General features: G+C 57.3%; 12 protein-coding genes. 2 read left to right on the top strand and 10 right to left on the bottom strand.

Annotated elements, in window-relative coordinates:
* The first annotated feature begins 53 nt into the window (after window positions 1-53).
* The gene (gene accD / locus AC1DVV_RS01450) at window positions 54-926 is read left to right on the top strand and encodes an acetyl-CoA carboxylase, carboxyltransferase subunit beta (RefSeq protein ID WP_457279350.1); all 873 of its coding nucleotides are present in this window, start codon (window positions 54-56) and stop codon (window positions 924-926) included.
* A gap of 120 nt (window positions 927-1,046) precedes the next feature.
* Window positions 1,047-1,709: an LON peptidase substrate-binding domain-containing protein gene (locus AC1DVV_RS01445; protein ID WP_457279351.1), complete on the top strand. Its 663-nt coding sequence runs from the start codon at window positions 1,047-1,049 to the stop codon at window positions 1,707-1,709.
* 17 nt (window positions 1,710-1,726) lie between these two features.
* On the opposite strand, the gene AC1DVV_RS01440 is transcribed toward AC1DVV_RS01445, so the two are convergent.
* Genes AC1DVV_RS01440 through AC1DVV_RS01395 form a run of 10 tightly spaced genes read right to left on the bottom strand, consistent with a single transcriptional unit; the run spans window position 1,727 to window position 12,891 of the window.
* On the bottom strand, window positions 1,727-3,535 hold the full coding sequence (locus AC1DVV_RS01440; RefSeq protein WP_457279352.1) for a polysaccharide biosynthesis protein: 1,809 nt from the start codon (window positions 3,533-3,535) through the stop codon (window positions 1,727-1,729).
* The gene (locus tag AC1DVV_RS01435) at window positions 3,522-5,027 is read right to left on the bottom strand and encodes a DegT/DnrJ/EryC1/StrS family aminotransferase (RefSeq protein WP_477666252.1); all 1,506 of its coding nucleotides are present in this window, start codon (window positions 5,025-5,027) and stop codon (window positions 3,522-3,524) included. The genes AC1DVV_RS01440 and AC1DVV_RS01435 overlap by 14 nt, the downstream gene beginning before the upstream one ends.
* Entirely contained in the window at window positions 5,024-5,662 is a 639-nt protein-coding gene (locus AC1DVV_RS01430) for an acetyltransferase (protein ID WP_457279354.1), read from the bottom strand. Before AC1DVV_RS01430 ends, AC1DVV_RS01435 begins: the two co-directional genes overlap by 4 nt.
* A gap of 20 nt (window positions 5,663-5,682) precedes the next feature.
* Window positions 5,683-6,816: a UDP-N-acetylglucosamine 2-epimerase gene (neuC, locus tag AC1DVV_RS01425; RefSeq protein ID WP_477666392.1), complete on the bottom strand. Its 1,134-nt coding sequence runs from the start codon at window positions 6,814-6,816 to the stop codon at window positions 5,683-5,685.
* 5 nt (window positions 6,817-6,821) lie between these two features.
* Window positions 6,822-7,868, bottom strand: coding sequence for an N-acetylneuraminate synthase (gene neuB / locus AC1DVV_RS01420; RefSeq protein WP_457279356.1), 1,047 nt, complete (start codon window positions 7,866-7,868; stop codon window positions 6,822-6,824).
* Window positions 7,862-8,650, bottom strand: coding sequence for an SDR family oxidoreductase (locus tag AC1DVV_RS01415; protein WP_457279357.1), 789 nt, complete (start codon window positions 8,648-8,650; stop codon window positions 7,862-7,864). The genes neuB and AC1DVV_RS01415 overlap by 7 nt, the downstream gene beginning before the upstream one ends.
* 15 nt (window positions 8,651-8,665) lie before the next feature.
* Entirely contained in the window at window positions 8,666-10,027 is a 1,362-nt protein-coding gene (locus tag AC1DVV_RS01410; protein ID WP_477707093.1) for a glutamate-1-semialdehyde 2,1-aminomutase, read from the bottom strand.
* Between the two features lie 26 nt (window positions 10,028-10,053).
* Window positions 10,054-11,037: a Gfo/Idh/MocA family protein gene (locus AC1DVV_RS01405; protein WP_477688766.1), complete on the bottom strand. Its 984-nt coding sequence runs from the start codon at window positions 11,035-11,037 to the stop codon at window positions 10,054-10,056.
* Window positions 11,034-11,759: an acylneuraminate cytidylyltransferase family protein gene (locus tag AC1DVV_RS01400; RefSeq protein ID WP_477702641.1), complete on the bottom strand. Its 726-nt coding sequence runs from the start codon at window positions 11,757-11,759 to the stop codon at window positions 11,034-11,036. The genes AC1DVV_RS01405 and AC1DVV_RS01400 overlap by 4 nt, the downstream gene beginning before the upstream one ends.
* Window positions 11,743-12,891 carry a UDP-glycosyltransferase gene (locus AC1DVV_RS01395; protein WP_477666248.1) on the bottom strand — a complete coding sequence of 383 codons (1,149 nt, stop codon included), beginning with the start codon at window positions 12,889-12,891 and terminating at the stop codon, window positions 11,743-11,745. Before AC1DVV_RS01395 ends, AC1DVV_RS01400 begins: the two co-directional genes overlap by 17 nt.
* Between the last annotated feature and the right edge of the window lie 18 nt (window positions 12,892-12,909).

The raw sequence follows: 12,909 nt of genomic DNA, 5'->3' as shown, positions 1-12,909 counted from the left end.
TTTCGCCCGGCAAATGCCTCCGGATGCCGCCCGACACTCTAAGGACTAACTCGATGTCTTGGTTAGAAAAACTCCTCCCTCCCAAAATCAGCCCCACCGACCCGACCGAGCGCCGCAGCGTGCCCGAAGGCCTGTGGATCAAGTGCCCGAGCTGCGAAGCTGTGCTCTACAAGACCGACCTGGAAAAAAACCAGAATGTCTGCCCGCAGTGCAGCCACCACCACCGCATAGGCGCACGCGCCCGCCTGGACGCCTTTCTGGACCCCGAAGGCCGTTATGAGCTTGGCCAGGAAGTGCTGCCCGTCGACGCCCTCAAATTCAAGGACAGCCGCAAGTACCCCGAACGCCTGAAGGAAGCCCTGGAAAACACCCAGGAAACCGACGCCCTGGTCGTGATGGGCGGAGCCGTACACAGCATCGGCGTGGTGGTGGCCTGCTTTGAATTCGACTTCATGGGCGGCAGCATGGGCAGCGTGGTGGGCGAGCGCTTTGTGCGCGGCGTGCATGCGGCCATCGAGCAAAAAGTGCCCTTCATCTGCTTTACCGCCACCGGCGGCGCACGCATGCAGGAAGGCCTGCTAAGCCTGATGCAAATGGCCAAAACCAATGCATCGCTGACCCGCCTGGCCAAAAAAGGACTGCCCTACATCAGCGTGCTGACCGACCCGACCATGGGCGGTGTGAGCGCCGGCTTTGCTTTCGTGGGTGACATCGTGATCGCCGAGCCCAAGGCCCTGATCGGTTTTGCCGGCCCGCGTGTCATTGAGTCCACCGTACGCGTCACGCTGCCTGAAGGCTTTCAGCGCGCCGAGTTTTTGCAGACCAAAGGCGCAGTTGACCTGATCTGCGACCGCAGGGAACTGCGCAAGACCGTGGCCAATTCCCTGGCCATGCTGCTGCGCCAACCGGCTGATGCCGTCAGTTGAGAACCCGGCAAGCTCCCCTCGAAAAGCCCCTGAAGCAAAGCGTATTAGACGTACGAGAAGCTCACCGCACGGGTCACATGGGATGATGTGGTTCACGGCACTCCAAAGCACGATGAGACCATGCCAGAAGCCTTGACGCTGAGCTCCCTCCCCCTCTTCCCGCTGGGCGCGGTGCTATACCCGGGCGGCGTGCTGCCGCTGCGCATTTTTGAGGTCCGCTACCTCGACATGATCGGAAAATGCCACAAGGCCGGCGCGCCTTTCGGCGTTGTCTCGCTCACCGAAGGCTCCGAGGTGCGCCGGCCCGCCGATGCCGGCACACCCACGAGCGACGGCTTTGCAAACGAGGCCTTCAGCACCGTGGGCACCCTGGCCACCATCACTGAGTTTTCCATCCCCCAGCCGGGCCTGATGGTCGTACGCTGCACCGGTGCACAGCGCTTTGAAATCACCCGCCGTGAAAAACTCAGGCATGGCCTGTGGATTGCCGACGTCACCCGACTGGAAGACGACCAACCGGTGGAAATTCCGGTTGACCTGCAGGCCACGGCCAATGCGCTAGGCAAGCTGATCAAAAGCCTGCAGGAACGCGAGGTGCCGCAGGCACAAATGCCGCTATTGGCACCCTACAGGCTGAACGACTGCGGATGGGTCGCCAACCGCTGGTGCGAACTGTTACCGATGCCGCTGGAATTGAAGCAGCGCCTGATGCAACTGGACAACCCATTGATGCGGCTGGAACTGGTCGGCGACATTCTGGAACGTACAGGAATTTCGCTGTAAACAAGGAACCGGCCAAATCAGATCCGGGATTTGTACTCCGGAACATGACTGGTTAACCAAGCCTTCACGGTTTCGCCGGACGGTGCGGCACCAACAGCGGATATCCAGGCTGTTACATCGTCGATGGCAACGGCCTGATCGCCCGACGATTTGGCCACACGGAGCTTGGGATGGGGAGTGGGCTCCGTGGTTTCGTCATCAGCCATCAATTCTTCAAATAGTTTTTCGCCGGGACGCAAACCGGTGAAAGTGATCGGAATGTCGTGTTCGGATTTACCCGAAAGACGAATCATCATCCGGGCCAGATCCACAATTTTTACAGGCTCACCCATATCGAGCACGTAAATCTGGCCACTGCGCCCCATAAGCCCGGCCTGCAGTACTAATTTGGCGGCCTCCGGAATCGTCATGAAATAGCGCACGATGTCGGGGTGCGTCACAGTGATCGGGCCACCACGCGCAATTTGCTCAGTGAACAAGGGGACCACAGAGCCGCTTGAGCCCAGAACATTTCCGAACCGAACCGACACAAACTGGGTGTCGGTGTACTCGCGCGCAATGCTCTGCACCACGAGTTCCGTCATGCGTTTGGTGGCTCCCATGATATTGGTGGGATTCACTGCCTTGTCAGTGGAGATCAAGACGAACTTCTGGGCACCGCACGCACCGGCCACTTTAGCGGCGTGAATGGTTCCGAGAATATTGGTTCGGACCGCTTCGATTTCGTTATTCAACTCCATCAATGGGACATGTTTGTACGCTGCCGCATGAAAAAACACCGAGGGCTTGTACTGCATTGCGATGGCCTGCAAGCGGGCATGCTCCCTGACATTGGCCGTGTAATAGAGCCCCTGCATCTGCGGATGCGCTTCCCGCAGCTCCTGCTCCAGCTTGTAAATGGCAATCTCCGAGGCGTCCACACAAACCAGCCGGGCGACACCCAATCGCGCAATCTGCCGGCAAAGTTCCGACCCTATAGACCCGCCAGCACCCGATACAAACACGGTTTGCCCCGAAAAAAGCTCCGCCAGTCCCTGCGTGTCCAGTTCCACCGCCTGCCTGCCCAGCAAATCTTCCAGTTCAATTTTCCTCGGACTTGCGCTCTCGGACTGCAACCATTCATCCGGCCTCGGCATGGTTAGCAACGTCAGTCCGGGCGGACTGGACTGCATGAGGACCTCGCGACGCTCCCGAGAGCCCGGCGGACTGGCAATGAGCGCAGTTGATGCCCCCGTAGACGCAGCCATGTCGGCAATTGCAGCCGGAAATCCCAATACCGGTATCTGATGAAGATAACGCCCTTGTTCGGACTCAACGGATGAAGCAATACCCACACAATGCCACTGCCTGGATCCCTTGATCGCACGCAGGGCATCGGCAGCATCATGAAGCGATCCGACAATCAACAAGGCCCGGGATTCGTCCGACGGGCTACCGTGCTCGACAAATGTCCGCCAGGCAGCGCGAGCTCCGCCAAGCAATATCAATGCAACGAGTGGATGCAGCAGGAGGACAGATCGCGGAAAATCCGGATACCGGATCATCAGCACAGCGGCGGCAGCCAACAGTCCACCGAGAAATACCCCCCAAACCAGTTGCCGTAGCTCGGGCAGGCCAATGTACTTCCAGATTTGCCGGTCAACGCGTGCGATGACCAGTCCGGCCGAAGACCCAGCCAACGCCCATGGCATGCTCTGCAGGGCGAGTGCTTCAAACTCTTCAGGAATGTCAAAATTAAACCGCAACCAAAATGCGGCCCACCACCCTAAGCAAACCAGCAAGAGATCTGCAGTCCACAGCGGAACAGTCTCTTTACGCAAGCGCACGACGGCCCTCCATCATGAGCAGGACATGCCGCAAGTGATCAATCACACGATCCTGCTGAGCCGCATCAAGATTGGAGCCCGAAGGCAAACAGATACCGGTCCGGAAAAGACCGGCAGAAATATCGACATCAGGTTCATGCGAAAAATAAGGAGCATCCTCAAAGAGTGGCTGCAAGTGCATGGGCTTCCAGACCGGCCTGGCCTCAATCAAATGCCGCTCAAGCGCCTTCATCACCTGGCGGCTCCTCGCTTCGGCATCTGATCCCTGCAAGGTGAAACATGTCAGCCATCGGGTCGAGTGACAGCCTTCCGGCTCTGGCATCCACTGAAGTTGCTGAAAATCCGCCATCGCCTCTACATAACGCTCAAACACGCGCCGACGCTGCGAAACACGTTGTTCCAGCACCCGAAGCTGTCCTCGCCCAATTCCGGCCAGAACATTGCTCATGCGATAGTTAAATCCGATTTCGGTGTGCTCGTAATGAGCAGCGGGCTCACGTGCCTGTGTCGAGAGCTTTCGTGCCCTTGCGATCAGGTCGGGATCGTCAGCCACCAGCATGCCCCCTCCCGATGTCGTGATGATCTTGTTGCCGTTGAACGAATAAACTGCAACTTTTCCAAAAGCCCCACTACTCTTTCCCCTGTAGTGCGCGCCCAGTGACTCAGCCGCGTCCTCAAGTACAGGTACACCATAACGCTCGCAAATCGGAAGCAATGCGTCCATATCGGCGCTTTGGCCATACAAATTGACAAGAATGACGCAAGACGGCATTTTCCGCTCACGCTTGGCCCAGTCAAAAGCGCGTTCAAGAGCAGCTGGCGACATATTCCAACTCTCAGGTTCGGAGTCGATAAAGACCGGTTTTGCCCCGCAATAAACAATTGGATTGCAACTTCCAACGAATGTCAGGGAAGAGCAGAAGACAGTGTCATCGGGTTTCACGCCAAGCAAAATCAACCCAAGATGAATGGCGGCAGTTCCGGAACTGACAGCGGCGGCGTGTCCAACACCGACATGGCTTGCCAGCTCTGCCTCAAAACCGTCTACGTGAGGACCCAGCGGAGCTATCCAGTTGCTCTTGAAGGCATCATCCACAAACAGGGTTTCTTCCTCGCCGAGATGGGGCGACGAAAGCCAGACACGCTGCGATAACTCACGACGAAATATCACATCCAGCAACTTTCCCGCAGCGTCCAGCACTGGCACGTGATCTATCTGGTACTGATCCATTAACTGAAGTACTGCTGCCGCGCTTGCTTCCTCGCCAACTGTAATCGGCGGGGTTTCCGGCAACGTACTCACCGGCATTGAATCCCCAGCGTTGCCAAGAATGGCCCTTCGTAAATCGCCATCCGTCAGCGTACGCGCAAGCGCACCTTTGTTGTCCAGCACGAGCAGGATTCCGCGCCCAGTTTGGTCCATACGCAACAACGCTTCTCGTAACGTAAGACCTGGCGGTACGGTTAAAGCCGTCAGCGTGGCTGGGTTCACTTGATTCTCCTTGCCGGGACACCTGCATAAACACCCGCGTCCACAAGGTTGGCACGCACAACAGCGCCAGCGCCGACAGTAACATCATCCGCAATGACGATACCTGGCAGTACGACTGCACCAGAACCGATCAACACACGTTGCCCGACTTTCACCTCACCCCCAAGAACCGCATTGGGTGCAATGTGGGAAAAGGATCCAACAAGGGCATCGTGATCGACCACGGCACCATGATTGACAATGACACAAACTCCGACCCTTGCGCTCGGTGCTATCACTGCACATGCCGCCGCAAAGCATCCCTCGCCAATAGTACAGAAGGGAGAAACCTGAGCCGCAGGATGAATCAGCGAAGCAAGGCGCGAATATCCCCACAACACGGCCTCGCGTTCGCGCGATAGGTTGTTGCCAATCGCGATGTGGATCAGATATGGGAACACCGCCAAGCCCTGCACACCGAGTAGATCTACGCCAGGCAAAAGTTCGCCATGACAGCGCTGCGGGTCGCGATCCGAGGCCACAATGTGCGTCCAGCGTTTCCCGCGCAGCGCAGCATCGGCCACCACCCGGCCATGACCACCCGCGCCGAAAACAATCAGCGACTCGGGTTTTATGGCTATCGCACGGGAATTCATGGTGTGGCGGCTATATTTACTCAATAGGAATTGATTTTCTCAAGCACTGAACGGTCCAGAGAAAGGTCGACAAGATGGCTCGCAATACGCGGACCCGACAGCCCATCACCATACCTATTGTCACACGGCCATTTTCCGTGCCTCAACGCTTCGGCAATCGCGACAGTGATCGCGCCGGCTTCTACGGGGACATCCTGTACATTGGCATTTCTTTCCCTAAGTCTCTGGCGATCACCGACGTTGACCACCGGTGTACCGAAGGAGGCGGATTCGATAATCCCAGCAGACGAGTTTCCGACCATCACAGCACAATGTCTCATGGCCGCACAAAATAGATTGCGCTTTAAATGACGGAACCGGCGAGACCCGGCGGGAAGTGCCACTTCGTCGAGCGCTTTCAAAATGTCACCGGAGCCGGCATCGGCATTAGGCTCCAACCAGACTACCGGCAGACCTGTCTTACCCAGCGCCTGCAACAGCGCGGTAGTCTGCCCACAAGCATCCCCCGCCTGCTGCACCACTGGGTGAAACACAGCCAGCACGAAGGCCCCTGCCGACAGACCAAGGCTCTCCCGACACGCTTCGGGAGAAATGTCCGCGTCCTGCGCCAAATCATCAAGGCCGGGGGCGCCCGTCACATAAATCCGCTGCTGCGGCTCGCCCATACGAATCAACCGCTCCCGTGACTGCTCGGTGGCTACAAGATGGTAGGTAGCCAGTTTGCTGATTGCGTGCCTGACTGGTTCATCAACCGTACCAGATCGCTCGCCGCCATGAACATGCACACAAACAATTCCCAGATGCAAGGCGGCAATCGCTCCTGCCAACATCTCGCCACGATCACCCAATACGACCAACAGGTCCGGACGTTCACGATCAAGCAGGACGGTCAGTCCCTTGAGGCACTCGGCGATACCGGCAGACATGCTCTGCGGGCTGCGCGTTGAAACATCGACAGGAATCTCCCCACAAATGCGCAGACCGGCATCGCGAATATCTTCAATGGTGTTGCCGTAACGGGCGTCGAGATGCATGCCGGTGACTGCCACACTGAGACCGGCAAGCCGTGCGGTTTCGATCAGCGTACTCCGCATCAAGCCAAAGTCGGCCCGCGTTCCGCTCAGGTAGATGATTTTTCGCCGATATTCGCCCATGGCACTCAATCGCCTTCCGAATCGGAGAGCTGATTCCATTGAATAACCGAATCCGCAGGAATTGCGACGAGCGAGCGTCGGCCAACGACACGCTGAAAATCCCGTGGCGCGATACCGGTCGCCGGCCGCCGGCAGGCCAGCATGGTTGCAAGCACAACTTCCCCGGGCGCTATGTCAACCGCAGCAACGACACTGCGTCGGGCGACACGAGCAGTGTCAATCTCCTCGGGAAGCGGTTGTTTAAGGCCGTCACCCAGCATCGCACTAACCCGTCTTATACCTTGCGCCATGCGCAAAAATTCACCAGGCTCAAGAGAAGCGCTGTGATCTGGCCCGGGAAGCGTGCGGTCCAAAGTAATATGCTTTTCGATCACGCTGGCGCCTATCGCCACCGCAGCGAGGGATGCTTCGACGCCCATACTATGGTCTGAGTAGCCGGTGGCAAGCCCGAGATCTTGCGCCATGCTTGCCAGCGCCAGAAGGTTCAAACTGCTATCAGGCGCCGGGTAGGCAGAAGTGCAATGCAATACCACGACATCGTGCAGGCCACCGCGTGCGGCACCGATCCAGCCGAGCGCCTCGCGAATTTCTGCCATCGTCCCCATGCCTGTGGAAATGATGAGCGGCAACCCGGTCGCCGCCGCATGTTCAACCAGTGTGCGATGTGTAAGTTCGCCCGAAGACAGCTTAAGCCGCCCGACACCGAGACGGACCAACATGTCAACGGCATCGACAGAAAACGGCGTAGAGAAAAATTCGATGCCGATGGCATCGCAATACTTTTTGATCTCCCCGTGCTGTGCCTCAGACAACTCCAGCTTCGCAAGCATCGCGAACTGGTCTTGAGCACCTGTTTGACGCTCCTGGTACTCCGCTGTCGGAGCACCACGAATGACCAGGTCTTCGGCCCGGAAAGTCTGAAATTTGACCGCATCCGCACCTGACGCTTTCGCCGCATCGCACAGACGTAACGCCATCGTAAGCTCGCCGTTATGGTTGACTCCCGCCTCGGCAATCAGAAAAACCGGCTTCGCCGCTTCGTTCCCTACCATGCGGTCCACCCGCCATCAACGACCAAATTATGACCCGTCACATATTTTGCGGCATCGCTGCTGAGGTAGCGCATTGCATTGACCATGTCATCGGCTCCGCCCATGCGCCCCAGGGGAGTGCGGCGCGAATAGTTTTCCACAAATGTATTATTTTGTCCGCTAAATACACCGCCTGGCGTCACGGCATTCACGCGCACACCACGATGGCCCCAGTACGCCGCCAGGTATTTTGTTAGTCCCCATAGACCGGCCTTGCTGGCGGCGTAGATGGCGGGAGTGTTAATCGCCCGACCAAGATATTCCGAGCCTTCATAAATGCGCTGGTCAGGCGCGACAATGCCATAGATTGACAGGGTGTTTACAATGCTGCCGCCGCCACGATGCGCCATCGCACCGCCGAACACCTGCGCACAAAGCATTGCGCCGGTCAGATTGACCGACATCACCTCATTCCATTCGTCAATCGGAAAGGTTTCGAAAGGCTCGAAAAAGTTTTCGCTTTTGGTCGCTGCATTGTTTAGCAGTACATCCGGGGTGCCCCATTTTGCGAACAACAACTCGAACGCATGTTTTACGTCATCCTGTCGGGCAATGTCTGTTGCGCAGGTCAGCAGACCCTCATGCGCCGGACCGAGGCTTTTCTCAAGAAGGTCGGCATCACGGTCGAGTGCGAACACCCGAGCGCCAGCTTCGATAAAGGCCGCGCTAATTTGACGCCCGATAATGCCCGCCGCGCCCGTAACGACGACGACTTTCCCATCAAGCCCGAATGGATCGCTCATACGCCGCCCTCCGCCCTAGTTATATTGCCGGAACACTGGCTTGATAGGATCACCGATCAACAGGCCCTGTGTGCCGTTCTCGAGCGCCTGCGCGTAGATTCCGAAGGCCTTCTGTGCCGCCTGCATCGTCCGGTCAAGGTCCGCCTGGTTATGTGCGTAGCTCGGCGCGATCCATGGCATCAACACCCCGCCGCGTATCATCTCCTGTGAAAAAAGCGTGCGCAGCCTGAGATCTGCCTGACCTTGTGCGTCAAGCGTCAGGTAGTTCATGGAAATTGCATTGCCTTGAATCTGGAATGAATGGTCGACACCAGCCTCGCGCGCGAGCGCTTCAAGCCCTTCGATAAGCTCGCGACCGAAACTCCATAAATGCTCAACAACCGGCAACTCCTCATAGATGCTGACAGTTTCCATAAACGCGGCGAGACTCGACATTTCGCCGCCATGAGTCGTCGAGATCAGGAAAGTGCGCTCCTGGCCGGGACGGTTGATGCCACCAACTTCCATGACCTCACGCCGGCCGACCAGCGCGGCCATGGCAAAACCGTTGGCCATGCCTTTACCGAAGGTTGTCAGGTCCGGGCTAACGCCGAACAAATACTGCGCGCCCTTGAGATGCCAGCGAAATCCAGTGATCATTTCGTCGAGAATGAACAATGCGCCGTCGCGTCGGCACAACGCCTGTACCTGTAGCAGAAAATTGCCTGCGTGGCCCGGGCAACGTTGGCAGTCAGGAGGCGCCATGCGATTGGCCGAAGCACATTCCGGGCAAGGACCGACCGTAGTGGCTGGTTCAAGCATCACTCCGGCGATGTTTCCCGGATGCGCATCAAACAACGCCTGCAGACTTGCGATATTGTTGTAGTCGAAGAGCAGCGTGGTCTGATGATGAATCGGCGGAATGCCGCGCTTGAGCTGGGTCGCTCCGATAAACCAGTCGTCAAACGAAAAAAATGGATGCTGGCGCGGTACACAGATGTACTGCCTGCCCGTGTAGGCCCGAGCCACCTTTGCGGCAGCCGTCGTGACATTCGAGCCGTTTTTGGCGAACTTCACCATGTCCGCGCCATCAATTAACGCAACCAGGCGCTCAGCCGCTTCCAGTTCCAGCACAGAAGCGCGGGTCAGGTTGACACCAAGCGACATACCTCCCATGGCCGCGCGATTCACCCTATCGTCGGCATAGCCGAGCGTAACCGCGCGCAAGCCCATCCCATAGTCCAGAAATGTCCGTCCATCGGCGGCCTTGACGTAAGCCCCCTTGCCGCTGATCAATATCTCCGGTGCGTTCGCTGGATACTGGTCGTCCCCACGCGAATAGGTATGAGCGCCGCCAGGGATGACTCGATGCAAGCGCTCGCGGAATGACATGCTCATGGTTCGAAAGCCTTTCTATTCAACGGTCAGGTTATGACACCGTTTTCGATGGTTTCAAGCAATTCCAACACACGAATATCCGCCGCAAGGTTGTGCGAAAACACTGATTCGCCTCGCACCGCAGCAAGAAAACTGCCCACTTCATCAAGATACATTGCTTCGCCGATGTTCCGGTTGTACCCGACTTGAGCGGCCATCTTTGGCTGATGCAGCTCGAGCACGCGCCCGGCGTCTGCTTCATACACGCGCACCCGAGCTTCGTCCCAGTCCCAGTAAAGTGACGCACGTTCGAAATTCAAGGTAAGCCTGCGCACCGCTTGGCGAGCCACAACGTCAACTACCATGGTTCCGACAAATCCGCCGAAGCTCAGCAACGAGGCGTAAGTGTCGTCGATAGGCGCACCTACGTCGGTGGTCCTCATCCGAAGGCCCTGTACCGCTAGCGGCCAACCAAACACCTCGACCATCCAGGTCAACTCGAACGGCACAATTTCCCGCGCACCGCCGGTCAGCGGCTGAGAAACATAATAATCGCTGACTTTTTCCCAAGGATGCCAATCTGGCAGATACTGCCCGCAGTGATAGGAGAAATTGCAAACCTTGCCATAACGCTGGGATTTCACGATGGCGGCTATGTCGCGAATCGCCGGATGAAATCGAAGCGTGCAGGACGGCGCGATCAATACCTTATGACGGTAAGCTCGTTCAAGCAGCTCCGGCAATGGATCGCGAATTACACTGGCTTCCACGAAACAAGGGCGATAAGCGTCGATGGCCCATGCCATCGCCGTATGATGCTGATCCGGTGGTGTGCAGATCAATATCACGTCGAATGCCTGCAGATCGGTCGACTGCAAGGTCTCGACAGTCTTGATTCCGTACTGTGCGGCAGCCGCTGCACGACGCTCCGGGGCCCTATCGAAGCCGCAGATCGATGTCACCGCATGATGTTGCAGACAACGAATACGTCGTTTACCCATCGATCCGAGGCCAATCACCAATGCCTTCATGGCAACTCTCCCTTGAAATGTTGGATGATGGCTTCGACACATGCAAAGTCGAATTCATCATCGATCTCATAGTTTTGCCATCGCTGAATTTTGTAGCCCATCACGTTGCGCGGATAAAAAGTCATATCGCGGCGAAGCACCGCAGTCTTAATCGCATAAGCCACGCCATATGGAAAATAGGCGACAGACCCAGCAACGTCGGCGGCAGGCGGCACAGCGTCGCCCCACTTCGAGAGATAGCCGTCAGCACCGACGACTTTCATGACATCGGGTTTCTCGAGTTGAACCTCGCCGACCGAAACCACAGCGTCGGCCACATCCCAGTGACGTGCTAACAGTGCAGCCACCGCGTCGATGTCACCACTCGCGCGCAATGGCGAAGTCGGTTCAAGCAGGATTACGGCATCAAATTCATGCCCATGGTCATGCCAATAATCGAGCGCGTGCAACACCGCATCCACCGAACTGCAATCGTCACCCGCAAGCTCGGCAGGTCGCAGGAAGGGCACCTCGGCACCAAAACGAGACGCGACATCAGCGATGGATGACGAGTCCGTCGACACCATAACCTTGTCGAGCGAATGCGCCGAACGCGCGGCGTCGATGCTCCACGCCAATACAGGTTTGCCCTGCAGCATCCGAATGTTTTTCCCGGGCAACCGCTTGCTCCCACCCCGCGCCAGGATAATACCGAGCAGAGACAACTTATCCGGCATGCCCATGACCGTGCCCTTTCACAAGCTGCAAAATATGCAACGCCACGGCGGTCGCCGCTTCCGGTACTTCGCGTGCAGCCGACAACTCCCGACAGCGGTGGTCCAAACCCTCGTCAAGTCGTTGTTGGAGCATGGCGATGTCAGACGCACCGTCAGCCAGGCCGAGGGCTTGGTAATCAAGGCCTGTGCTTTTGACAAAAGGCGAAAAGGTGATATTGATCAAACGTTTCCCGGCAAAATAGGCCTGCGCCCCGACGGTGCTTCCCTGAACGATGACCTGGTCCGCCGCCAACAACACAGGCAGTAGCGGTTCGATTTGGGGTTGACTCCAATGTAGCCGCGGAACTCCCTGCGGCACCGGAAAGCGGTGCCATTCGTTGGGATGATAACGAATAACAAGCGCGGCATCAGGACGAGAGTCAAGCCAAGACACCAGACAATCCTGCACCAGCCGCGCCAGACCGGTACCGGCGAACTCGTGCGGCAAAGCGTCGGGAGCCTCCAGGTGGCCCGCCCACAGCACGATATTTTTTTTATCCCAGCCCATCGACCGGCGAAATGTCTCGCCAGCTTGCCGCGCCGTCGACGTGCCCAAAACATCGAATGCCGGATTACCGGTCACGAATAACCGGTCCGCATTAAACCCCGCATTCACCAAATTGGCCTTAACCCCTTCGTTCAGCACAGTCAACCGGTCGGCGTAAATCTTTCGTCGCAAAAACGGATCACTCGCCAGCGCGAACAGATCAAGCATTGACAAAGTGGGAATGCCAAGCTCAATAGCAACAGCAACGGCAGCCTGCTCACTGCGCGGTGAATTAGTCGTAACGACTACGTCTGGACGAACCCTACCGAGTACTCGCTCGAAAAATCGCAATGGCATAAATCCCTGGCGTCCCTGACTGTGCCAGCGCGCCCAAGCATCCTCCTCGCCCAACTCATCAACGAGTTCGGCAAAATTGAGACCAAGGTAAGCCAGAGACTCAGATGTATCTATCGATGGGTGAGATTGGCCTCGCATCATTTGATGACCATAGGCCTTGATCCGCTCCCACTCTGCAGGATCGCAAAAATCACGGTAACCAAGCGCCATCTCGCCAGCATCGTGGGCAACTGCGAAAGCAGTGGTCAGCGCCATAAGCCGAAGTTCAATAGC

This window comes from Polaromonas sp. P3_B4 (assembly GCF_056402835.1).
Note: the sequence above shows the minus strand (reverse complement) of the source record. Positions and strands in the feature narration are given on the sequence as shown.